The sequence below is a fragment of the Neobacillus sp. 19 genome (assembly GCF_049463095.1).
GTDB lineage: Bacteria > Bacillota > Bacilli > Bacillales > Cytobacillaceae > Neobacillus.
Genome location: NZ_JBMPZU010000050.1, coordinates 62,119 through 84,895, shown reverse-complemented (window position 1 = coordinate 84,895; position 22,777 = coordinate 62,119). Strand labels below are relative to the sequence as shown.

The window sequence follows — 22,777 nt, the reverse complement described above, 5'->3', positions numbered from 1 at the left end:
ATATTAGGCGAGAGGGCCGCCTTTTTCTTCAATTTCCTCCGCAACATTGGTAAACTTCTTAAAGTTCTCGCGGAATTTCCCGGCAAGTTCTTTAGCTTTTGCCTCATATGCAGCACGGTCAGCCCATGTTTTATTCGGCTGCAACACTTCATCTGGGACACCGGCAATGTGAAGCGGAATATTTAAACCGAAAATTTCATCTTTAACGGTTTCAACATGATTCAATTCGCCTTCCAAAGCGGCCTGAACCATTGCTCTTGTGTAGGAAAGCTTCGATTCGGCTGCCGACTCCATACTCGCCGCCGGTCCAGCCTGTATTGACTAGAAAGACATTTGCGCTATGTTCAAGAATTTTTTCACCGAGCATTTCTGCATAACGTGTAGCCGGAAGCGGCAGGAATGGCGCACCGAAGCAGGTAGAGAAGGTGGCTTCAGGTGACGTGACTCCTCGCTCTGTTCCGGCAAGCTTTGACGTATATCCGCTTAAGAAATGATACATTGCTTGTTCTTTTGTTAATTTTGCAATTGGCGGCAATACCCCGAATGCATCTGCTGTTAAAAAGACGATTGTATTTGGATGACCGGCAATGCTAGGCTGAACAATATTATCGATGGCTTGGATTGGGTAGGCTGCCCGTGTATTTTCGGTTAATGTTCCATCATCATAATCAGGGATTCTTGATTCTTGATTCATGACAACGTTTTCAAGAACTGTACCAAATCGAATGGCGTCAAATATTTGCGGCTCTTTTTCCCGCGAAAGATTTATACATTTGGCATAGCAGCCGCCCTCCACATTAAAGACACCGTTGGAAGACCAGCCATGCTCATCATCGCCAATCAGTTTGCGATTAGGGTCAGCCGATAAGGTGGTTTTTCCTGTTCCGGATAAACCGAAGAATAAGGCTACATCCCCTTCCTGACCAACATTTGCCGAACAATGCATTGAAAAAATATTATTTTCAGGCAGCAAATAATTCATGACCGAAAAAATAGACTTTTTCATTTCCCCGGCATATTCTGTGCCCCCAATTAAGACAACTCTTTGTTCAAAGGATATAATAATAAAGGTTTCTGAGTTTGTACCATCAACAACTGGATTCGCTTTAAAATTTGGTGCAGAAATAACTGTGAAACCGGCATCATGTTCCAATAATTCATCTTCAGAGGGACGAATGAATAACTGATGCGCGAATAAATTATGCCATGCATATTCATTTATAACTTGAATAGGTAAGCGGGATCTTTTATCCGCACCGGCAAAGCCTTTAAATACAAAAATTTCATCTTGCTGTTTTAAGTACTCAAGTACCTTCTGATACAGGTTTGTGAATACCTTTTCAGAAATAGGCTGATTTGTTGGTCCCCATTCGATTTTATCCTTCGAAGACTCTTCCAAAACAATAAATTTATCCTTCGGTGACCGCCCAGTGTATTTGCCTGTAGAGACTCGAACAGCTCCAGTTGAGGTTAAAGTCCCTTCATTACGAGTAAGGATTTTTTCAACTAATTGAGGAACGGACAATTGAATTTGGGCATGACTTTCTTGTAACAATTGTTTTAATTCATTTGGAATATGAACAGAATTCATTCACTGAAACCTTCCTTTATCCTTATTTTTAGAATGATTATGGTAAATAGTATAACACATTAACTCCAATAATCTATGCTATTTAATAAAAAATCCGCATAAAATACTTTATTCATAGAATCATAAAAAAGTCATGAACACAATATATAGGAAGAAAAGAAAATAGCAGAAAAGTTTTCAATAAACCCATTGACATCGTTTGACAGAGTAGGTTATGATTTACCCTTGAACGGATACTCTCTTATCCCGAGCTGGTGGAGGGACAGGCCCAATGAAACCCAGCAACCTGCAAACGAATATAGATGTGATCAAAGAATTCTCTTATCAGTCTAATTTTCGGGCAAAGGTGCTAAACCTGAAGCAAGGCTTGACCTTGAACGATAAGAGTGAAAGGCACGCAAAACTTTTGCTATCAACCTTTCCTCACGATGGAAAGGTTTTTTATTTGCAGATTTTTTACGTGCTCCATTATCGCTGCTTTTTATTCCATCGTTAGAATTTCTATGGGGCTGCGTCCAATCTGTTGTTTTATAATAAAAACCCCATGTTTATTTCATACTACTAAGGGAATGAGTTCCGTATCAACCCGAGGTTAAACGGCAAGATATGCTTTTATCCCACACAGCTAACCTCACTTTATTTCAATACTAAGGAGGAATTCAGATGTCAACAAAACGTCGATTGTTCACTTCTGAATCAGTAACTGAAGGTCATCCTGATAAGATTTGTGACCAAATTTCTGATTCCATTTTAGATGCTATTTTAGCAAAGGATGCCAATGCCCGTGTTGCCGCTGAAACATCAGTAACAACCGGATTGGTTCTAGTTGCAGGTGAAATTACTACTTCTACTTACGTGGATATTCCAAAGATTGTTCGTGAAACGGTTAAAGGTATTGGTTATGATCGTGCTAAATATGGTTTTGATTCTGAAACTTGTGCTGTTTTAACATCGATTGGTGAACAGAGCCCTGATATTGCGATGGGTGTCGATCAGGCACTTGAAGCACGTGAAGGTCAAATGTCCGATGAAGAAATCGAAGCAATTGGAGCAGGAGACCAAGGGTTAATGTTTGGTTTTGCTTGTAATGAAACAAAAGAACTAATGCCTCTTCCAATATCACTTGCACACAAGCTTGCTCGCAAATTAACAGAAGTACGTAAAGATAAAGTTCTTGAATACCTTCGTCCAGATGGAAAAACGCAAGTAACTGTTGAGTATGATGAAAATGACAAGCCTGTTCGCATTGATACGATTGTTATATCAACTCAGCATAATCCAGAGGTAACGTTAGAACAAATTCAACGTAATCTGAAGGAATATGTGATCAATCCAGTTGTTCCACAAGAACTAATTGATGAAAATACAAAATACTTCATAAATCCAACAGGCCGTTTTGTAATTGGCGGACCACAAGGGGATGCCGGTTTAACTGGACGTAAAATCATCGTTGATACGTACGGCGGCTATGCTCGTCATGGCGGCGGTGCTTTCTCCGGTAAGGATCCTACTAAAGTGGACCGTTCAGCGGCCTATGCAGCTCGTTATGTAGCCAAAAATATCGTGGCGGCAGGACTTGCTGAAAAATGTGAAGTACAGCTTGCATATGCAATCGGTGTAGCAAGACCTGTTTCTATTTCTGTCGACACATTTGGTACAGGTAAAGTAAGCGAAGAAATATTAGTTGATCTTGTAAGCAACAACTTTGACCTTCGCCCAGCAGGAATCATTAAGATGCTCGACCTTCGCCGCCCAATCTACAAGCAAACAGCCGCATACGGCCACTTTGGACGTACAGATGTTGACCTTTCTTGGGAGCGCACGGATAAAGCAGATGCTTTACGCAGCCAAGCAAATATCTAATTAGAAAAGCAAAGTATCCTAGATGCTTGAGCATGAAAAAATAGAGGTGGGAGTTGCATTTTATATGTAACTCCCATTTTTATTTTTCGTCTATATTCTGTATAGTAATCCTGACGTATAGAATAAAATGTTTAGGTAGGACAAAAGAAGTGAAAAATGAAGATAGACTAAATTTCCTAATGTTCACAGTGCCTTTTTTTAAAAAAAAGTGGTAGTATTAGAGAGGTTTTATTTTTAAATGGAGTAGGTGAGGTACATAATGTGTGGTTTTATCGGTTGTGTACACGACAAAACACAAAACTATACTGAAGAACAAAAACAACAATTTAAAAATATGAATGATATCATTACGCATCGCGGGCCGGATGATGACGGTTTTTATTATGATGACCACATCCAATTTGGGTTCCGCCGCTTGAGTATTATTGATATTGAAAGCGGACACCAGCCGCTTACGTACGAGAATGAGCGCTATTGGATTATTTTTAATGGTGAGATTTATAACTATGTAGAGCTTCGTGAAGAACTTCTTAAAGAGGGCTTATCTTTTGCTACGAGCTCCGATACAGAAGTCATCATCGCTCTTTATAGCCATTTAAAGGAAAAAGCGGTAGAAAAACTGCGTGGGATGTTTGCTTTTGTCATTTGGGATAAACAAGAACAGACGCTTTACGGGGCACGTGATCCCTTTGGTATCAAACCATTCTTCTTTTTGGAAGATGAAGAAAGAACATTCTTTGCATCTGAGAAAAAAAGTATTCTGCTTGCGTTAGAAAATGATGTGCTCAATTATGATTCGTTGCAGCATTATTTGACCTATCAATTCGTTCCTGAGCCATATACATTGTCAGAGGGAATTCAAAAGCTAGAGCCTGGTCATTATTTTACAAAAAAAATTGGCTCCTCTATGGAAATCAACAGGTATTGGAAGGCACAATTTAAGCCGGTACTGAAATCTGAGGATGATTATATTAAAGAAATTCGTGAGATTCTATTTGATTCAGTTGAAAAGCATATGCGCAGCGATGTTCCGGTTGGATCGTTCCTTTCTGGAGGAATTGACTCTTCGATTATTGCGTCTATTGCCAAACAATTTCACCCGGCAATTAAAACGTTCTCTGTCGGCTTTGAGCATAATGGCTTTAGTGAAATCGATGTCGCTAAAGAAACGGCTGAAAAACTTGGATTGGAAAATATCAGCTATGTCATCACACCAGAAGAATACATGAACGAGGTTCCAAAAATCATGTGGCATATGGATGACCCGCTTGCCGACCCTGCTTGCGTGCCGCTTTATTTCGTTGCCCGCGAAGCCCGTAAACATGTAACCGTCGTTCTATCGGGAGAAGGGGCCGATGAGCTATTCGGTGGCTATAATATTTATCGTGAACCGCAATCACTTGAGGTATTTAATAAAATCCCAAGAGTTGGGAAAGTGTTGTTAAAAGGGATTGCGAATATGATGCCTGAAGGAATGAAAGGCAAAAGTTTTATTGAACGCGGTGTCACTCCAATGGAAGAGCGTTATATCGGGAATGCGAAAATGTTCACCGAAGAAGAGAAGCGGGATCTATTAAATGTTTATCATGAAGGATTGAATTACTTAGACGTAACGAATCCGCTTTACCAGGAATCGAGAGGCTACGATCCTGTCGATCGGATGCAGTATATTGATATTCATACGTGGATGCGCGGGGATATCTTGCTTAAGGCCGATAGAGTAACTATGGCCCATTCGCTTGAACTAAGGGTGCCATTTCTAGACAAGGCCGTATTTGAGGTCGCATCAAAAATTCCGACTAGCTTGAAGACAACGAATGGAACCACCAAGTATATTTTGCGAAAAGCCGCAGAAGGAATTGTGCCGGCACATGTGCTTGATCGGAAGAAGCTTGGTTTTCCAGTGCCAATTCGCCACTGGTTAAAAAATGAAATGAATGATTGGGCGAAAAAAATCATCCGCGAGAGCAATACGGATCATTTAATCAATAAAGCATACGTCTCTAGATTGCTTGAAGACCATTGCCAGGGAAAAGCTGATAACAGCCGGAAAATTTGGACGGTTCTCATGTTCATGGTTTGGCATCAAGTATATGTGGAGGATGTTTATTCCTTTCAACGTGATTATGCCATAAACAAAGAGCTACAAACAATGAAGCACTAAAAGGAAAGCACCCAATTATTTGATATGGGTGCTTTTCAAATTTTCATGACTGAAGTGACTTATAATATTGCCCCTTCTCCGCATATTGTGTATAAATGCGTTCGATTTCTTTTTTATCCTCAGGAGTTAATTCTCTAATAACTTTAGCAGGTCTGCCAAAAGCTAAAGTATTAGGAGGGATTTTCTTTCCTTGTGGAACAAGACTGCCAGCGCCAATAAATGCACCTTCCCCAATTTCGGCTTGATCAAGGATAATGGACCCCATGCCGATAAGGGCCCGTTTCCTGATAATACAGCTGTGAAGTATCACCTGATGGCCAATGGTGACTTCATCTTCTAAAATTAGCGGGTTGTTAGGACTTTGGTGTAAGATAGAATTATCTTGGATATTTACTTTATTTCCAATCTTCGTTGGTGCAACATCACCGCGGATACTTGTATTAAACCAGATGCTTGAATATTCACCAATTTCAACATCTCCAGTAATGGTTACATAATCAGCAATGAACGCTGTCTCGGCAATTAAAGGGTATTTATCTTTATAGGGATAGATCATCGGGTTCGCTCCTTTTACATTCATACTTCTATTTTAGCGATGCCGAACTTAATTTTCAAAATAATTCACTTTTATTAAGAAACAAATATGTCTAGGGGGAAATGATATGTGGAAGTGGGAAGCTGAAGGGGAAGCTAAAGCGGTAATCGTAATCGTTCATGGGGCAATGGAACACCATGGCCGATACGGCTGGCTGATTGAAATGTGGCGATTATCCGGCTTTCATGTCATCATGGCTGATCTTCCGGGGCAAGGCATGACAACAAGAGCCAGCCGCGGCCATATTGATTCTTTCGATGAATATATTATTGAGGTAAAGGATTGGATTCAAGCTGCCTATCGCTATGAACTGCCTGTATTTTTAATTGGGCACAGTATGGGGGGGTTAATTTCAATCCGTCTTTTACAGGAGGAACGATTAAATATTGCAGGTGTGATTCTTTCCTCCCCATGCTTAGGACTGATTCATACCCCTTCAAAATTTTTAGATGCCATGTCGCACCTCTTAAATGCAGTGTATCCTTCTTTAAGGATGAATTCAGGCTTGACCGTCCAAATGGCAACAAGAAACGAGGATGTCCGGGAAGCGGATTCCAATGATACACTTTACGTGACAAAGGTTTCGATCAGATGGTATCGTGAACTGGCGGGCGCGATTAAACAAGCATTCGTCAATCTTGATAAAATTCAGGATATCCCTATGCTTGTAATGCAGGGCGGGGATGATAAAATTGTAAATAAAGCTACCGTTAAAGAATGGTTTAATAACGTTCCATTATCTGAAAAACGTTTTAAGGAATGGCCGAAATGCTATCATGAAATTTTTAACGAACCGGAGCGGGAAGAAATTTTTGAATACGCAAAGGACTTTGTTAACAGCCAATTAAAAGCAATTGGATACATTGTATAGAAAGGACGTCTTAATCCATGAAGCCAATCACCCTCATGTCCAGGGTATATCGCAAAATCATTCCAGCAGTCCACCAAGAATTGGCTTATTGGAGAAGCCGGGCTGAAAAAATTCCGAATGCTGAACTAAGAAATCAGGCTCTTGCCAGTATTGAGCACAAAACCTTTCATTGTGAAGGTGGGGCCATCCTAGCGCTCACGGCTGGTAAGGATTATAAAAAGGCCGTCAAATTTATCGTTGCCTATCAAACGATTAGCGATTACTTGGATAACCTCTGCGATCGGAGTACTTCTCTTGATCCTAATGATTTTGCTGCCCTGCATGAATCGATGTCAGATGCATTGGTTCTAAATGCTGAAGAAAAAAATTATTACCGGCTCCGTGCCGATCAAAACGATGATCAGTATTTGCATGATTTGTCGGCAACCTGTCGTTCTGTTTTAAGGGAGTTAAAGCATTATGATGTCATCAAAGATTACCTTCTTGAATTATGCCAGTACTATTGTGATTTACAGATTCACAAGCATGTGGTGAAGGAGGAACGGGTGCCCCGTCTGGAAAAATGGTTTCACCGCTATCAAGACGAGCTGCCTGAAATGGAATGGTATGAGTTTTCAGCCTGCTCCGGTTCGACATTGGGGATTTTTTGTTTAATTTCCTATGCGATGCGAGAAGACTTCAAGGTGAGCGATGCTGAAAATATCCGTAAGGGATATTTTCCTTATATTCAAGGATTACATATTCTTTTAGATTATTTTATTGACCAGGAGGAGGACATTGCTGGAGGCGATTTGAATTTCTGCTCCTATTATAAAAGTGAGGAGACCCTTTTCAAGCGCTTAAAGCATTTTGTTTTGGAAGCTGATAAGCATACGGAATATCTGCCGCACAAAAAATTCCACCAGTTGATCAATCGCGGCTTGTTAGGAATCTACCTTTCGGATTCGAAGGTTCGCAAGCAGAAAAATGTCCGAAAGCTGGCAAAAGGTATCATTAAATCCGGAGGATGGATCAGCTATTTCTTTTATTTCAATGGACTTGCCTACCGCTCGTTTCAAAAATCAGTTCCCTCGTTTGTAACGAGATTATTGGCAAAATAAAAACCAGGCAGGGCCTGGTTTTTTTATCTCTTTTCAATTGCAACAATGAACGGTGGGTTATTTTGCTGATTAATAAATTGATACTGCAGCACATGAGCTGTTTTTTGATCTAATTGCCGGCAGTATTGGAGGATAGAATCCCGTTCTACTGCACCCTGTTCGTGCCCGTGGTAAATGACAAGGACAATGATCCCTTCAGGTACCATCATCGCTAATAACTGCTCGATAGCAGCTATTGTCGTCTCAGGCCGGGTTACAATCGTTTTATCACTGCCGGGCAAGTATCCAAGGTTAAAAATCGCTCCTGCTATTTTTTTTTGGTGTTCAGTAGGAATCCTTACGGAAAGCTGCTCATGACCTGCATGAAATACGGTTACCCGCTCTGACAGGCCATGCTGTATCAACCGCTCTTTCGTTGTTGCGATTGCCTCTTCCCTGAACGTCAAAGCCATAGACCTTACCAGTTTCACCAACGAGATCCGCTAAAAAAACGGTGTCATAGCCATTTCCAACAGTTGCATCTACTGCAACCCCTCCGGCTTTTACCGCTTTTTCGAGTAAACTTTTTGCAAAGGGAAGAATACGTTCCATTTTCATTGGTTCAATGCCCCTTGATAATATTTACCCTGCCAGCTGCTTCGTCGCTTCAGTTCCGCATCGATGGCATTCAAAACTTCCCACTTATTCACACTCCACATTGGGCCGACCATCAAGTCAATCGGTCCGTCACCGGTAATCCGATGGACAATCATTTCCGGCGGTAAAATTTCCAATTGGTCGCATACTAAGTCTACATAGTCCTCTTGGGTGAGAAATTCAAGCATGCCTTTTTCATACTGCTTCACCATTGGTGTACCTTTTAATAGGTGAAGCAGATGGATTTTAATCCCTTGGACGTCTAATTTAGCCACTTCACGTGCCGTTTCCATCATCATCTCATACGATTCAAGCGGCAGGCCATTAATGATATGCGAGCAAATACGTATTCCATGCTTTCTTAATTTGTTGACTCCCTCAACGTAACATTGAAAATCGTGGGCACGGTTAATGAGTAGTGCTGTGCGTTCGTGAACAGTTTGAAGTCCAAGTTCAACCCATAAATAAGTGCGTTCATTTAATTCTGCTAAATATTCAACCACATCATCAGGCAGGCAATCAGGACGGGTTGCGATTGACAATCCCACAACATCTTCTTGTTTAAGGACGGTTTCATACTTTTGGCGGATAACATCCAGAGGTGCATGGGTATTCGTAAAAGCTTGGAAATAGGCCATATATTTACCGTCTTTCCATTTTGTATGCATTTTTGCTTTAATCTCGTTGAATTGTGTTTCCAGGGTCTCTACACGGTTCCCCGCAAAATCGCCCGAACCAGCAGCGCTGCAGAACGTACAGCCGCCATGTGCCACCGTACCGTCACGATTCGGACAGTCAAAGCCCCCGTCTAGCGCGACTTTAAACACCTTATGGCCGAATTCCTGTCGAAGGTGGTAATTCCATGTATGGTAACGTTTATCATCTGATGCATATTGAAAAGGTTTTGTCTGAAGCATGTCAGAAAACCTCCTTTTTTAAAAAGTAAAATCACATAAGGTCAATTTTAACATGAAGGAATTGCCTTATCCAATTGTAATTGTTTCAAGTTAAATTGCCATAATTTCTCCAACTGTTTGAGTTATAGGAAACTGAATGGAGAACACAATAAGAAATGAAGCAGTGTGCTTCATAATGGGATTGTGTAGAAACAATAAGGGGGTACTTAAATGGCTACTCGCGACTCAATGGATAATTTAATGCAGCAAGTGGAGGACACCATTCGTTATGCGGAGGAACAATATAAACAAAGCAGCCTTCAAGAGCATTATAATGACGATAATTATACAACTGCACTGCAACAGCTAGAGGATACCTATCAGGATATTGCCAAAATGGCTCTAAGTGCAAATTCGCAGCAGCGGGAGCAACTTCATCGAATGAGACTGCAGCTTCAGCAGTTACAAAACTCAATGATTTTAGAAGGGCATTAAGAGGAGGCGAACCGTTGTGAAAAAACGTTCAAAGCAGCAAAACCCTGAACAAAAAACAAGAAATGGCAGTAATAACCAAGATGTCGAACTAGGTCAGGATATTGATCTTGTAAAACAGGCAAAAAAGAAATACGAAAAGTCTGGCGGCCAGCCGGTAAAATCTAAAATGCATCAAGAATAAGGTTAAGGTTCATTCCCTCAACATTTTCGTTGGGGGATTTTTTTGCTAAATATTCATTAATTTTTATTTTCTCAAAAAAATAGGATTCACCCATCTCATTCCCCTCAAAAGACCCAAGACAATAATTTCTTAATAAAAACAACATGGAAATAGAAGAAAAATGCTGTTCACACTTTGGAAACAACTATGGTTCAAGTTGTGATGTAGGTCACAGATTGGGTTACTTTATCATGGTTTAAATAAGGTAGGGATTTGAAAATTTTATTCCCAAACCGCCGCTAGTTCCTCAGGGGAGCGCTATTTTTGAAGTTTATGTGAATATGTTCACATTTTAGTCATATTTGCCTCAGACAGTTTTTTTGAAAGGAAGTTATTAATGAAAAAATACTTGTTCATTGTAAGTATCATTTTACTCTTTATGTACCCTGCAATCAGTTATGCAGAAAATGAATCGATTTTAAAAATGGAAGAATTATCGATTCAAATCATGCCCGAGTATGCTTTTCATCCAAACGATCAGAAGAAAGACCATGCACCATTATTAATTGGTTATCAGGGGTCGATGATCAACAATTCTAATCAGTCGCAGAAGGGTCAAATTGAAATTCCCCTTCCAATGAAGGAAAAGAATTTTCGAATTGGCTATGTTGCGGATTATTCCAGCGATTTACGAAATGCTTTTGAAATTGAATACGTCATTGACCGTGAAAAGGAAACAATCTCCTGGACTACAACTGAAGAGATTGCCCCAAAAGAACGATATAAATTTGTTATTGAGTTTTATACGGACAGCCTAAAGGTTAATAGGACGAAGAAATCATTATCCTACGATTTTAAAAGCTTCGCGGACATCGGTCTTGTCAATATTACTGTTACTCAACCGTCAAAGGCGAAAAAAATAAAGCTGACCCCCGCCCCAGATGAAAAACAGAATCATGGGGAAGGCGCTAATACCTCTTCTTATTTTTTTCAAGATATAAAAGCAGGTAATGAAAAAAACTTCACTATAACATATGAGCGCAGCGAGACTAAGCCAACTACAGAACTAACTATTAATAAAACTCCTCAAGAACTGAAAGAAAATAAAGAAAAAAAAACCACCAGCCTTGCAGTCGCAGCATTCGGCGGGGTAAGTGTTCTGTCCGTAACTGCATTGGCCGTATTATTCAGAAACCGCAAGAAAAAGTAGTAAAAACAAGGCGCTTAAATTGGTGGATGGTTCATTTGGATTAAGGTACCCCTAGGGTGTTTTAATAAATAATTAGAGAGATCAAAAGATTTTATGGGAGGTGAAGAAATGTTCAAAAAGCTTCTAAAGATGAACAAAAAGTTTTTAGTTGTGTTAGCCCTGCTGATTGGCGTGTTTTTATCATTTTCAACAGTAAAAACAATGGCCTATTTGGATTCCCCTGGTTTTTGTCAAAACTGTCATACGATGAAATCTGTTTATACTTCATTCGTCGATTCGACACATGCAGAATTGCAGTGTAATGACTGTCATCTGCCGCATAAGAGTGAAGTCGGGAAATTATTTTTCAAAGGCCGTGCCGGGATGACTCATATTTATTTCAACACACTTGGTACTGAGGATATACCAGATGTGATTGGGGCAACAGAGAGGACAAAGGCGATCATGGACGACAACTGTATTTCATGTCACAAAAGTACGGTTGACAATGTCTCGCATGATGCAAAGGACAGTTGTATCTCGTGTCACAAAACAGTACCACACGGGAAAGGCTTTAAAGATGACCACTATAATAAGCCACCTGTATCAGGAGAATTATTAGAAAATAAGGGAGGATTTTAAGAATGGGAAGGTTCCGATATGGGGCATATCTTCTTCTATTGGCATTAGTGCTGATTATTACTGGCTGCGGCAAGGACTTCAGTAGTGATAAAACCGCTTCGGCAGAAGGTAAGAAGACGACAGGCCTTTCAACAGATGAAATAAGCAATGAAGCATTTAAAGACTTATTTCCGCTTCAATATAACAGTTATAAGAAAAATGAAAAGATGGAAGATACAAAATACAATGGTTCAGTAAAACGCAGTAAGTACGATCCGGATAAGGAACCACTATTGCCAATTCTTTTCAATGGCTATGGATTTGCGACAGAATACAATGAAGACCGCGGCCATACTTACGCGTTAGAAGATATCCGCAATGTTAAAAGGATTACCGATAAGTCAGTCGGTTCCTGTTATACATGTAAATCAACGGCCGTGCCAAAAATGATAGAAGAAATGGGCGACAGCTACTGGGGCGCAAATTTTAACAAGGATATTTGGCCAAAAGGTGAAGCAATGGGTCACTCGCCAATCGGCTGCTCTGATTGCCATGATCCAAAAACAATGGATTTACGGGTTACCCGTCCAAGTCTTTTTAAAGCATTGGAAGCTAAGGGTGTTGATGTGTCAAACCCAACGAAAAATGAAATGCGCAGCTATGTTTGCGGCCAGTGCCATGATGAATATTACTTTGCTGCTAATAATAGCGAAGTTACCTACCCATGGACAAAAGGCTTTAAACCTGAAGAAATGTATGAATACTATAACACGATTGCCAAAGAAAATGGTTTTGAAAAAGACTGGATCAGTAATATTTCCGGAACTCCAATGTTAAAAGCACAGCATCCTGAATTTGAAACCCATTCATCGGGTACACATGGTAAAGCAAATGTCTCCTGTGCCGATTGCCATATGCCATATGAACGTGTTGATGGAAAAAGAAAGATTTCGTCACACTGGTGGACTTCACCGCTTAAAACAATGCAAACTTCTTGCGGCCAGTGCCATGGTGACCGTGATTTAGACAAGTTAAAAGACCGTGTGCTTGAAATTCAAGAAGCAAACGTAAGCGGATTACATGATGCCCAAGATATTTCTACGTCTGCCCATTATTATGTAAACAAAATGATTACTTCCGGTGTAAGCCAAGAAAAGATTAAAGAGGCACAGGAATTTGTCCGTAAAGGTCAATGGTTCTGGGATATCATCGCCGCTGAAAACTCTTCAGGCTTCCACAATCCACAAGGATCCATGGATTCCTTAAGGATTTCGATTGAACAGTCTAATAAAGCGATACGCCTCGCAACAGAAGAGCTTGTGAAAAAAGGCGTCAACATGGAAGAGCTTGATCAGGAAATTGAAAAAGCGAAAAAAGCTGTAGCTGATGAGAAAGTGAATGAGAAGAAAAAGGATCAGGCAGTTAACAGCTATTTCCCTGCCCAGGCACCAGTCGTACCAGCGGTACCAAAAAAATAGACTCTTTCCATTTTGACATTCTTATTCATCCCGCCAAGAAGGAATAAGAAATTTTCAGGAAAGAGCCATTAAAATTGTGTTGGAAAACACTGTTTCCCTTTTTGGGACAGTGTTTTCTTACGTTTATTGTGCTGGAATTGGGCCGTGGTGTCAATTGTCTGGGCTGTCAGTGATGGTGTCGGAATTAATGCGAAAAATGGAAACACAAAACGATTGCGCCAGAGCAGAAAAACAGCTAAAATTACCAAGGGAATCGAAATAGTTAATGATAAAGGAGCGTTTTTCATGCCACGTGCCTTATGGCTTTTAATCATCGGGATGGCAGTGAATGTAATAGGCTCTTCTTTTTTATGGCCTTTAAATACAATCTATATTCACAATCATTTAGGAAAATCCTTATCCGTAGCCGGGATTGTCCTCATGCTCAACTCGGGAGCAAGCGTTATTGGAAATCTCTATGGCGGTCATTTATTTGATAAAATTGGCGGCTATAAATCTATTCTTTTGGGAATTGGTATTTCCCTCTTGGCCCTTATAGGCTTATCCATTTGGCATGATTGGCCGCAATACGTCGTTTTTCTAACCATCGCTGGTTTTGGAGCAGGAATTATTTTTCCATCCATGTATGCAATGGCGGGTTCGGTTTGGAAAGAGGGCGGGCGGAAATCATTTAATGCCATTTATGTCGCACAAAATCTCGGGGTAGCCGTTGGTGCGTCACTTGGCGGTATCGTAGCTGATTACTCCTTCCAATTAATCTTCTTAGCGAATACCATCATGTATGTTGTCTTCTTACTAATTGCTATTTTTGGATATAAGGGAATCACGGTAGAACATGTAGCACACAACCATATCGAAAAAACAATGACTCCAATAAAAAACAAAGTGAATTTACATGCCTTGTTAATTATTTGTTCGGGTTATTTGCTATGCTGGGTTTCTTACAGTCAATGGACAACAACGATTGCATCTTACACGCAAGAAATAAACATCTCAATGACGCACTATAGTTTATTATGGACGATAAACGGTGCCATTATCGTCCTCGGGCAGCCGCTTTTGAATGGGATACTTAAATATCTATCTGCTTCTCTTAAGTTGCAAATCCTAATTGGAATTGGGATCTTTATCGTTTCATTTTTAGTTGCAGGTAAAGCGAATGCATTTTCAGGCTTCCTCGTAGCAATGATAATCCTAACAGTCGGCGAAATGTTCATCTGGCCTGCCGTTCCTACCATTGCTTTTGATTTAGCTCCTAAGGGAAGAGAAGGCTTTTATCAAGGAATCGTCAACAGCACCGCAACCGGTGGCAGAATGATTGGCCCATTACTAGGCGGAATAATTGTAGACCTATACAACATGTCAGTACTATTTATCCTATTAATCGGACTTTTCCTAATCGCCATCATAACCACACTTATCTATGATCATGGAATAAAAAGGAAATTGGTGTCAGGCACCGTTCGTGGACAAATGTAGGATTTGTCCACGTGGAATGGACAGTGAGGGGTACCTCACTGTTTTTTTGATGTTTAAAAGGAAGAGAAACGGTCTAATATGAAAATAGGCGCAAGCATACTTGCATACTGCCTGAAAATTTAATACAATAACCGTAATACTTTTTATATTAGAAAAACAGTGATCAGGAGTAGTAGTGGTCAATATCCGAGCCATTAGAGAGTTGACGGCTGGTGAAAGTCAACCGGGTACATCATGAACTCGCCTTTGAGTTGCAGGCATGAAGGAACAGTAATGCTTGCCGTTTTCCGCGTTAAGGATGAATGAAGCGAGTGCATTCATGCACTAATGTGGGTGGTACCGCGGGAAGATACATACAATCCTCTCGTCCCTTTTTTGGGATGAGAGGTTTTTTATTTTATCTAGCTGCAGCGCCTAGCCCCTCGAGGTCATAAGCCAGTCCGGCAAGAAGGTTAAAAAACAACCTTCTCACCGGCCCGTCTTATGCTGGTCGGGGCTGAACAAGGCGCTTCCGCTTTTATTTTTTTGTAGGAGGAAAATAAAATGAGTTTCGACCATCAGCAAATCGAAAAAAAGTGGCAACAGAAATGGGAAACAGAAAAAACATTCAAAACAAGTGAAGAATATGATAAACGCAAGTTCTACGCTTTAGATATGTTCCCGTATCCATCAGGTGCAGGACTCCATGTAGGTCATCCAGAAGGCTATACAGCAACAGATATACTATCTCGTATGAAGCGGATGCAGGGATATAATGTCCTTCATCCAATGGGCTGGGATGCTTTCGGACTGCCGGCAGAGCAGTACGCATTAGATACTGGTAACGATCCGGCGGAGTTTACCGAGCAAAATATTAACACCTTCCGCAGACAAATTAAAGCACTTGGATTCTCCTATGATTGGGATCGGGAAGTAAATACGACAGACCCAGAGTACTATAAATGGACACAGTGGATTTTCTTAAAGCTTTGGGAGAAAGGACTTGCCTATATTGATGAGGTAGCTGTAAACTGGTGCCCCGCATTAGGAACCGTTCTTGCCAACGAAGAGGTCATTGATGGCAAGAGTGAACGCGGCGGCCATCCGGTTGAACGCCGTCCGATGAAGCAATGGATGTTAAAAATCACTGCTTACGGGGACCGTTTATTAGAAGACTTAGAAGAGCTTGATTGGCCAGAAAGCTTGAAAGAAATGCAGCGCAATTGGATTGGCCGTTCTGAAGGTGCTGAAGTAACCTTCGCGATCGATGGACATGATGAAACCTTCACTGTTTTCACGACACGTCCGGATACCTTATTCGGTGCAACTTATGCTGTATTGGCGCCGGAACATGCCTTTGTTGATAAAATCACAACTGCTGAGCAACGCGCTGCTGTTGAAGCCTATTTAGATAAAGTGAAAACAAAGAGCGACCTTGAGCGTACAGACCTTGCGAAAGAGAAAACAGGTGTATTTACCGGAGCATATGCCATCAATCCGGTAAATGGTGAAAATATACCAATCTGGATTGCAGACTATGTATTAGTCAGCTACGGAACAGGTGCAATTATGGCAGTACCTGCCCACGATGAACGTGACTATGATTTTGCCAAAGAATTCGGTCTGCCAATTATACCGGTTGTTGCCGGCGGCGACGTTGAGAAAGAAGTATATACCGGAGATGGTGAACATATCAACTCCGACTTCTTAAATGGGTTAAATAAAGAAGAGGCAATTACTAAAATGATTTCCTGGTTAGAGGAAAAAGGCATTGGAACGAAAAAGGTAACCTTCCGTTTACGTGATTGGCTGTTCAGCCGCCAGCGTTACTGGGGCGAACCAATTCCAATTATCCATTGGGAAGATGGCACGATGACAGCTGTTCCTGAAGATCAACTTCCATTGATGCTGCCAAAAACGAAAGATATCAAACCGTCCGGTACAGGTGAATCACCACTTGCTATTATTGCAGACTGGGTAAATGTCGTGGATCCGGCAACAGGCAAAAAAGGCCGCCGTGAAACGAATACAATGCCGCAATGGGCCGGCAGCTGCTGGTACTATTTACGTTATATCGATCCAAAGAACAGCGAAGCATTGGCTTCAGCTGAAAAATTAAATCACTGGCTGCCGGTTGATATTTACATTGGCGGTGCTGAACATGCTGTACTTCACTTGCTGTATGCCCGTTTCTGGCATAAATTCTTGTATGATATCGGAGTCGTTCCGACAAAAGAACCATTCCAAAAGCTATTTAACCAGGGGATGATTTTGGGCGAAGGCAATGAAAAAATGAGTAAGTCAAAAGGAAATGTGGTCAATCCTGATGATATCATCGACAGTCATGGTGCCGACACGCTTCGCTTATATGAAATGTTTATGGGCCCGCTAGATGCCTCGATTGCCTGGTCAACTAACGGTCTAGATGGCTCACGTCGCTTCCTTGACCGGATATGGCGCTTATTTGTGGAGGAAAACGGTGAATTAAATTCGAAAATCCAACCAAATGAAGAAGCTTCTACCTTGGAAAAAGTGTACCACCAAACGGTGAAAAAGGTTACCGAGGATTATGAAGGGCTACGCTTCAATACGGCGATTTCACAAATGATGGTATTCATTAATGAAGCCTATAAATCAACTGTACTTCCAAAGGATTATGTTGAAGGTTTTGTAAAAATGCTTGCACCTGTTTGCCCGCATATTGCTGAAGAGCTGTGGGGAAAACTAGGTCACAGCGGAACCATCTCGTACGAAGCTTGGCCTGCATATGATGAGGCGAAATTAGTCGATGATGAAGTTGAAATTGTCATCCAAGTAAACGGTAAGGTAAAGACAAAACTTAAGGTTCCAACGGATGCCAGCAAAGAAGCATTGGAAGGGATCGCAATGGACGATGACCGGGTAAAGGAACAAATTGAAGGAAAAACAATTCGTAAAGTGATTACAGTACCAGGTAAGTTAGTAAATATCGTTGCGAATTAAAATTAAGGATACTTCCCCCTGGCTTTTGGGGGAAGTTTTCTGAAAGGATGATTGGGATGGAAGAAATTCAAACAATTACACCAGAAGAATTACAAAAGAAGCTTGAGGCAGGGGAAAAACTTGAGCTTGTAGACGTTAGGGAAGATGAAGAAATAGCAGCAGGGATGATTCCTGAGGCAAAGCATATTCGCATGGGCGATATTCCTGCTAACCTTGATTATTTTGATAAGGATAAAGAGTATATCTTTATCTGCCGCTCTAGCGCTCGCAGCGGGAATGTTTGTCATTACCTCCAGGAACAAGGCTATAAAGTTCGCAACATGGTAGGCGGCATGTTGAATTGGACTGGTGAAGTTAAATAAAAAACGATTCCAACCGGAATCGTTTTTTTTTTGAAAAAGATAATAGCCTTAGTGAAATTGACATTGTTGTGAAAAAAATTCAAACTTATTTAAATAATTATATATATGTTATTGACTATAGGCAAAATGGCTATTACAATGAAAAGGAATCAAGTGATAATAATTATCATTATCAATATATATAAAATACAAAAGGTGGATACATACGATGAAATTATCAAAATTAGTTAAACCTTTACTCGCCAGTACACTCCTGACTATTGGCCTTACTGGTTGTGGAGCGAGCCAGGGTAACTCGGATTCGGATTCGGAGAAAACAGCAGGAAATCCGAAGAAATCAGAAAACCAGATTGTCAATGTCTATACAGCTAGACATTATGAGGCAGATGATGAAGTGTACAAAAAATTTACTGAAAAAACAGGAATTAAAGTTAATGTGGTAAAAGCTGAGGCAGAAGAGTTAATTGAACGTTTAAAGCGTGAAGGAGAAAGCACGCAAGCAGATTTATTTATTACAGTCGATGGCGGCGTGTTAGCGAATGCTAAGAATAATGGCGTACTACAGCCCGTAACCTCTAAAATAATTGATAAAAATGTACCTGAAAATTTAAGAGATAAAGAGAATAACTGGGTGGGAATCGCTACAAGAGCCCGGGTGATCGTATATTCAAAGGATCGGGTGTCTCCTGACCAGCTATCTACATACGAGGATTTAACGGACAAGAAGTGGAAGGGCAAAGTACTTGCCCGTTCATCAACAAGCCTATATAACCAATCACTGTTAGCTTCCTTTATCGAGCTAAATGGCGAGAAGAAGGCGGAAGAATGGGCTAGTGGAATCGTACAAAACTTTGCGCGCCAGCCAGATGGCGGTGACCGTGATCAGGCAAAAGCAATTGCTGCCGGGACGGGTGATGTGGCAATTATGAACACATACTATGTGGGATTACTAGTTAACTCAGCAGATCCTGAAGAAGCAAAAGTAGGCAGTAATATCGGCGTCTTCTTCCCGAACCAAGAAACAACTGGGACACATATTAATATCAGTGGAATTGGTCTAACGAAATATAGCAAGAATAAAGATAATGCAATTAAGCTAGTGGAGTATATGACTGGTACCGAGGCACAGGAATATCTATCAGCAAATAACTATGAGTTCCCAGTCAATCCAGAAGCAAAGAAACCGGAACTATTGCAATCTTGGGGTGACTTCAAAAGCCAAAAGCTTAACTTTGATACTTTAGGAGAACATAACCATAAGGCAATCGAAATATTTAATAAAACAGGCTGGAAGTAAAATGAAAACTGAGTTTATAAGGCGTTACGTTCAAAAAGAGCTTAATGGCTGGTGGATCATTAGTATCATTGGGGCGGCAGTCATCCTGCTGCCCATCCTGTTTGTGTTCTTTTCGCTTTTTCAAGAACCAAACGAAAACTGGTTTCAAATCCGCCAATACTTATTGAAAAACTATATTTTTAATACAATCGTTCTTGTGGGTGCAACGGGAATCTTGACAGCTTTTTTAGGAATTACCTTGGCATGGCTAACAGCAGTATATCAATTTCCTCTACGGAAATTCTTTCGCTGGGGGCTGATGCTGCCACTTGCAATACCGCCTTATATTGCGGCCTATACTTACAGGACAATGCTCAGTTATACTGGAGTGATTCAAACCACCCTGAGAAATCAATATGATTATCAGATTAATCCTGAGTTGTTATCGATTTCATCCATTCGCGGTGCGATTTTCATTTTCACTTTGTTTCTGTTTCCGTATGTTTACATTATAGCGAGAGCATTTCTAGAAAGCCAAAGCTCATCCTATATGGAAAATGCCAGACTTCTGGGCAGAAAGCCAGTGGCTATTTTTCTAAAAATAATACTTCCATTGTCCCGCCCTGCTGTTGTCGGCGGGGTGGTCTTAGTGATTTATGAAGTGCTGAGTGATTACGGAGTCACCAGCTATTTTGGCATTCATACGATAACAACCGCGATTTTTCAAACATGGTTTGGCATGTATGACGTTGATACAGCGATGAGACTTGCCGCGTGGCTGATGGTAGTCGTGGTTGGAATGTTTCTAGTCGAAAAGCTTCTGAGAAAACGCAGGCGCTATCATTTAAGCAATAAATCGAGGCCATTTGTACCGATGAAATTGAAAGGATTGCCCGCTGCGGCTGCTTTTACGTATTGTGCAGCAGTGTTTGCATTAGGGTTTCTTATCCCGCTGCTTCAGTTAATATCGTGGGCAAGGCTGACATTTGAAAAAGTTTGGAGCATCTCCTTCATCACCTTGTTCAATCAAACCGTTTATGTGGCTGCAATATCGACCGCCTTAATCCTGATTTTTTCTGTTATTGTCGCAAATATTTGCCGCTCTAAAACGTCTTTTTCCTATCTATTATCAAAATGGGTCACCTCCGGCTATTCGGTACCTGGTGCGATTATCGCAATAGGTGTCCTTGCAGTCTTTATCACACTTGATAAATGGCTTGCCCCGGTATATTCTTTAATGGGACTGGGAACTGCCCCGCTTGTGTTAAGTATGTCTTTGTTCATGCTGATTGCCGGATATACGATTCGGTTTATGGCAACCGGTTTTAATGCGGTTGAAGTCGGTTTTGAAAAAGTTGGTACAAAATACACCGAGGCTTCAAGGCTTCTTGGCCATGGGATGACCAAATCATTTTTTAAAGTGGATTTACCGTTAATCAAGGGTGCCTTGTTTAGCGGGTTCATTTTAACATTCGTCGAAATTTGCAAGGAATTACCTTTAGTGTTATTGTTACGGCCATTTAATTTTGAAACATTAGCTACAAAGACTTTTCAATATGCAAAAGACGAGATGATCCATGAGGCCTCTATTTCCTCTCTGATGATCATCGGCATAAGTGTATTGTCAGTAATCGTCTTTCATATAATCGATAAGAGGGTGGAGTAATGAAGGTTTTAGACATTCAAGGTCTTTCTTTTTCGTTTTCACGCGGAGCGGCACCAGTGATTAACGATTTTTCCTTTTCGATTAATAAAGGGGAAATGGTCGGTGTCCTCGGGCAAAGCGGAAGTGGGAAAAGTACGTTACTGCGTTTAATTGCCGGGCTGGAATTGCCAGAAAAGGGTAGTATAAATATTGCCGGCATTCCTGTCGTTAATAAGGGATTATTTGTTCAGCCTGAAGACAGGGGAGTTGGGATGGTGTTTCAGGATTATGCCTTATTTCCGCATATGACGGTTAAGGACAATATCTTATTTGGCTTGTCTCGCATGCCTCGGAAAGACCGAAAGTCACGCCTGAATGAAATGCTTGAGCTTGTTCATATGGAAGACTATGAAAAAAGATATCCTCATGAGTTGAGCGGTGGGCAGCAGCAAAGAATTGCCCTTGCAAGAGCACTTGCTCCCAAGCCTAAATTGATGTTAATGGATGAACCATTCAGCAATCTGGATGCGGATTTAAAAGAATCAATTCGCGAGGAATTACGCTCTATTTTGAAAAAAGCAAACATGACCTGCGTGATGGTAACGCACGACCGCAGTGACGCTGATGCGATTTGCGACCGAAGCATCTTCATAGGTCAGCCTATTGTAAAAAAAACTTCATTTAACGAAAGAGCTGCAAGGTAGAGCTAGGGTGTCTAACTTGCAACATTTGTTAAGGAACTAAAGTGTAAAAAACTCTAGTTCCTTTTTTGTGTTAAAAAATTCAGAAAATTAACCCTAATGATAAAAAAGAGAGGGATATTCCTGCTAATCTTTGGCTATTTTGGAATCGGTTTTTCTTTTTCTCTGCTTATTTTATTGCGCTTTGTTTCTGCTCCTGTCTTTGCAGCATAACTCCCATCAAAATTAATGGAACAATGTTTATCACTGCAAGGATATTTCCTTGAAAGTCTGTCCCGATAAATAGACCGTGTAATGTAACTAATATATAAAGAATTGGGTTCAATGCATGTAATTTTCGCCATTTTTGATAGCCAAGCTTTTTCCGTGCCTTTGAGGTTACAACCGTGATGCTTAAAAAGTACAACGATAAAGCACCCATTGCCATAGGTAATGGTTTATAGTAGGTGTTAAACGGAATGAGGACCTCATACCATTGGAACGAAATATACGTATCGATCAGTAAGAGTCCGACATGCACAAGGACAAGATAAAGCGCCCAATTTGACAATGATTCGTGTAAAAATAACGTTATTGTAACCTTCTGTTTCCGCTTTTTCTGGACTTGCGAGTACAATCCAATGATGACTGATAAGTATAGTAATAGATAAGCAACTGTACCTGTCGCTCGAATCAAAAACCATTCAAACATCTC

The 22,777-nt window shown here is 40.8% G+C and carries 19 protein-coding genes, 2 pseudogenes, 1 riboswitch and 1 other annotated feature; of the genes and pseudogenes, 15 read left to right on the top strand and 6 right to left on the bottom strand.

What is annotated here, in order from left to right; all coding sequences use genetic code 11:
* Window positions 1-3: 3 nt before the first annotated feature.
* A pseudogene (gene pckA / locus ACO1D1_RS15500) lies at window positions 4-1,591 on the bottom strand (phosphoenolpyruvate carboxykinase (ATP)).
* 238 nt (window positions 1,592-1,829) lie between these two features.
* A riboswitch (SAM riboswitch) is annotated at window positions 1,830-1,978 on the top strand.
* Window positions 1,979-2,254: 276 nt separating this feature from the next.
* Between pckA and metK the strand changes: the two are divergent.
* Together metK and asnB are read left to right on the top strand one after the other, a co-directional pair.
* Complete coding sequence (gene metK, locus ACO1D1_RS15495) at window positions 2,255-3,454, top strand: methionine adenosyltransferase (protein WP_149871324.1); 1,200 nt, start codon at window positions 2,255-2,257, stop codon at window positions 3,452-3,454.
* Window positions 3,455-3,713: 259 nt separating this feature from the next.
* Window positions 3,714-5,618, top strand: a complete 1,905-nt coding sequence (gene asnB, locus ACO1D1_RS15490; RefSeq protein WP_423336409.1) for an asparagine synthase (glutamine-hydrolyzing) — start codon at window positions 3,714-3,716, stop codon at window positions 5,616-5,618.
* A gap of 43 nt (window positions 5,619-5,661) precedes the next feature.
* Here the strand turns inward: asnB and ACO1D1_RS15485 are convergent, their stop codons facing one another.
* Window positions 5,662-6,174 (bottom strand): gamma carbonic anhydrase family protein, encoded by a 513-nt coding sequence (locus tag ACO1D1_RS15485; protein ID WP_149872775.1) that lies wholly within the window; start codon window positions 6,172-6,174, stop codon window positions 5,662-5,664.
* Between the two features lie 106 nt (window positions 6,175-6,280).
* Between ACO1D1_RS15485 and ACO1D1_RS15480 the strand changes: the two genes are divergently transcribed.
* Entirely contained in the window at window positions 6,281-7,084 is an 804-nt protein-coding gene (locus ACO1D1_RS15480) for a lysophospholipase (RefSeq protein ID WP_423336408.1), read from the top strand.
* Between the two features lie 17 nt (window positions 7,085-7,101).
* Entirely contained in the window at window positions 7,102-8,184 is a 1,083-nt protein-coding gene (locus ACO1D1_RS15475) for a tetraprenyl-beta-curcumene synthase family protein (RefSeq protein ID WP_423336407.1), read from the top strand.
* A 23-nt stretch (window positions 8,185-8,207) separates the two neighbouring features.
* On the opposite strand, the gene ACO1D1_RS15470 is transcribed toward ACO1D1_RS15475, so the two are convergent.
* The 3 genes and pseudogenes from ACO1D1_RS15470 to ACO1D1_RS15460 form a co-directional block, all read right to left on the bottom strand.
* Window positions 8,208-8,588, bottom strand: a complete 381-nt coding sequence (locus tag ACO1D1_RS15470) for a tRNA (mnm(5)s(2)U34)-methyltransferase (protein ID WP_423336451.1) — start codon at window positions 8,586-8,588, stop codon at window positions 8,208-8,210.
* Between the two features lie 17 nt (window positions 8,589-8,605).
* Window positions 8,606-8,781: pseudogene (locus ACO1D1_RS15465) on the bottom strand (rRNA methyltransferase); the annotation flags it as partial.
* A complete protein-coding gene (locus ACO1D1_RS15460) occupies window positions 8,778-9,737 on the bottom strand; it encodes a TIGR01212 family radical SAM protein (protein ID WP_423336406.1) in 960 nt (319 codons plus the stop codon). The pseudogene ACO1D1_RS15465 and the gene ACO1D1_RS15460, both read right to left, overlap by 4 nt.
* A 210-nt stretch (window positions 9,738-9,947) precedes the next feature.
* Between ACO1D1_RS15460 and ACO1D1_RS15455 the strand changes: the two genes are divergently transcribed.
* The 11 genes from ACO1D1_RS15455 (at window position 9,948) to ACO1D1_RS15405 (ending at window position 22,086) form a co-directional block, all read left to right on the top strand.
* On the top strand, window positions 9,948-10,211 hold the full coding sequence (locus tag ACO1D1_RS15455; RefSeq protein WP_423336405.1) for a YtzC family protein: 264 nt from the start codon (window positions 9,948-9,950) through the stop codon (window positions 10,209-10,211).
* Window positions 10,212-10,227: 16 nt separating this feature from the next.
* Complete coding sequence (locus ACO1D1_RS15450) at window positions 10,228-10,392, top strand: glycogen biosynthesis protein GlgD (RefSeq protein ID WP_149871317.1); 165 nt, start codon at window positions 10,228-10,230, stop codon at window positions 10,390-10,392.
* Between the two features lie 376 nt (window positions 10,393-10,768).
* Window positions 10,769-11,581 (top strand): hypothetical protein, encoded by an 813-nt coding sequence (locus tag ACO1D1_RS15445; RefSeq protein ID WP_423336404.1) that lies wholly within the window; start codon window positions 10,769-10,771, stop codon window positions 11,579-11,581.
* A 108-nt stretch (window positions 11,582-11,689) separates the two neighbouring features.
* A complete protein-coding gene (locus tag ACO1D1_RS15440; RefSeq protein ID WP_149871315.1) occupies window positions 11,690-12,202 on the top strand; it encodes a NapC/NirT family cytochrome c in 513 nt (170 codons plus the stop codon).
* Between the two features lie 2 nt (window positions 12,203-12,204).
* The gene (locus ACO1D1_RS15435; RefSeq protein ID WP_423336403.1) at window positions 12,205-13,659 is read left to right on the top strand and encodes an ammonia-forming cytochrome c nitrite reductase subunit c552; all 1,455 of its coding nucleotides are present in this window, start codon (window positions 12,205-12,207) and stop codon (window positions 13,657-13,659) included.
* Between the two features lie 285 nt (window positions 13,660-13,944).
* A complete protein-coding gene (locus ACO1D1_RS15430) occupies window positions 13,945-15,138 on the top strand; it encodes an MDR family MFS transporter (protein ID WP_423336450.1) in 1,194 nt (397 codons plus the stop codon).
* Between the two features lie 150 nt (window positions 15,139-15,288).
* Window positions 15,289-15,513, top strand: a binding site (T-box leader).
* A gap of 168 nt (window positions 15,514-15,681) precedes the next feature.
* On the top strand, window positions 15,682-18,099 hold the full coding sequence (gene leuS / locus ACO1D1_RS15425) for a leucine--tRNA ligase (protein WP_423336402.1): 2,418 nt from the start codon (window positions 15,682-15,684) through the stop codon (window positions 18,097-18,099).
* Window positions 18,100-18,155: 56 nt separating this feature from the next.
* The gene (locus ACO1D1_RS15420; RefSeq protein ID WP_423336401.1) at window positions 18,156-18,461 is read left to right on the top strand and encodes a rhodanese-like domain-containing protein; all 306 of its coding nucleotides are present in this window, start codon (window positions 18,156-18,158) and stop codon (window positions 18,459-18,461) included.
* Between the two features lie 208 nt (window positions 18,462-18,669).
* The gene (locus tag ACO1D1_RS15415; protein WP_423336400.1) at window positions 18,670-19,758 is read left to right on the top strand and encodes a Fe(3+) ABC transporter substrate-binding protein; all 1,089 of its coding nucleotides are present in this window, start codon (window positions 18,670-18,672) and stop codon (window positions 19,756-19,758) included.
* A 1-nt stretch (window position 19,759) separates the two neighbouring features.
* Window positions 19,760-21,403, top strand: a complete 1,644-nt coding sequence (locus ACO1D1_RS15410; RefSeq protein WP_423336399.1) for an ABC transporter permease — start codon at window positions 19,760-19,762, stop codon at window positions 21,401-21,403.
* Window positions 21,403-22,086, top strand: coding sequence for an ABC transporter ATP-binding protein (locus tag ACO1D1_RS15405; protein WP_423336398.1), 684 nt, complete (start codon window positions 21,403-21,405; stop codon window positions 22,084-22,086). The genes ACO1D1_RS15410 and ACO1D1_RS15405 overlap by 1 nt, the downstream gene beginning before the upstream one ends.
* 166 nt (window positions 22,087-22,252) lie before the next feature.
* Here the strand turns inward: ACO1D1_RS15405 and ACO1D1_RS15400 are convergent, their stop codons facing one another.
* Window positions 22,253-22,774 (bottom strand): ferric reductase-like transmembrane domain-containing protein, encoded by a 522-nt coding sequence (locus ACO1D1_RS15400; protein ID WP_423336449.1) that lies wholly within the window; start codon window positions 22,772-22,774, stop codon window positions 22,253-22,255.
* Window positions 22,775-22,777: the final 3 nt, after the last annotated feature.

Coding starts and splice junctions, on each gene's coding strand:
- metK (WP_149871324.1), top strand. CDS start 2,255: ATGTCAACAAAACGTCGATTGTTCACTTCTGAATCAGTAACTGAAGGT.
- asnB (WP_423336409.1), top strand. CDS start 3,714: ATGTGTGGTTTTATCGGTTGTGTACACGACAAAACACAAAACTATACT.
- ACO1D1_RS15485 (WP_149872775.1), bottom strand. CDS start 6,174: ATGATCTATCCCTATAAAGATAAATACCCTTTAATTGCCGAGACAGCG.
- ACO1D1_RS15480 (WP_423336408.1), top strand. CDS start 6,281: ATGTGGAAGTGGGAAGCTGAAGGGGAAGCTAAAGCGGTAATCGTAATC.
- ACO1D1_RS15475 (WP_423336407.1), top strand. CDS start 7,102: ATGAAGCCAATCACCCTCATGTCCAGGGTATATCGCAAAATCATTCCA.
- ACO1D1_RS15460 (WP_423336406.1), bottom strand. CDS start 9,737: ATGCTTCAGACAAAACCTTTTCAATATGCATCAGATGATAAACGTTAC.
- ACO1D1_RS15455 (WP_423336405.1), top strand. CDS start 9,948: ATGGCTACTCGCGACTCAATGGATAATTTAATGCAGCAAGTGGAGGAC.
- ACO1D1_RS15445 (WP_423336404.1), top strand. CDS start 10,769: ATGAAAAAATACTTGTTCATTGTAAGTATCATTTTACTCTTTATGTAC.
- ACO1D1_RS15440 (WP_149871315.1), top strand. CDS start 11,690: ATGTTCAAAAAGCTTCTAAAGATGAACAAAAAGTTTTTAGTTGTGTTA.
- ACO1D1_RS15435 (WP_423336403.1), top strand. CDS start 12,205: ATGGGAAGGTTCCGATATGGGGCATATCTTCTTCTATTGGCATTAGTG.
- ACO1D1_RS15430 (WP_423336450.1), top strand. CDS start 13,945: ATGCCACGTGCCTTATGGCTTTTAATCATCGGGATGGCAGTGAATGTA.
- leuS (WP_423336402.1), top strand. CDS start 15,682: ATGAGTTTCGACCATCAGCAAATCGAAAAAAAGTGGCAACAGAAATGG.
- ACO1D1_RS15420 (WP_423336401.1), top strand. CDS start 18,156: ATGGAAGAAATTCAAACAATTACACCAGAAGAATTACAAAAGAAGCTT.
- ACO1D1_RS15415 (WP_423336400.1), top strand. CDS start 18,670: ATGAAATTATCAAAATTAGTTAAACCTTTACTCGCCAGTACACTCCTG.
- ACO1D1_RS15410 (WP_423336399.1), top strand. CDS start 19,760: ATGAAAACTGAGTTTATAAGGCGTTACGTTCAAAAAGAGCTTAATGGC.
- ACO1D1_RS15405 (WP_423336398.1), top strand. CDS start 21,403: ATGAAGGTTTTAGACATTCAAGGTCTTTCTTTTTCGTTTTCACGCGGA.
- ACO1D1_RS15400 (WP_423336449.1), bottom strand. CDS start 22,774: ATGTTTGAATGGTTTTTGATTCGAGCGACAGGTACAGTTGCTTATCTA.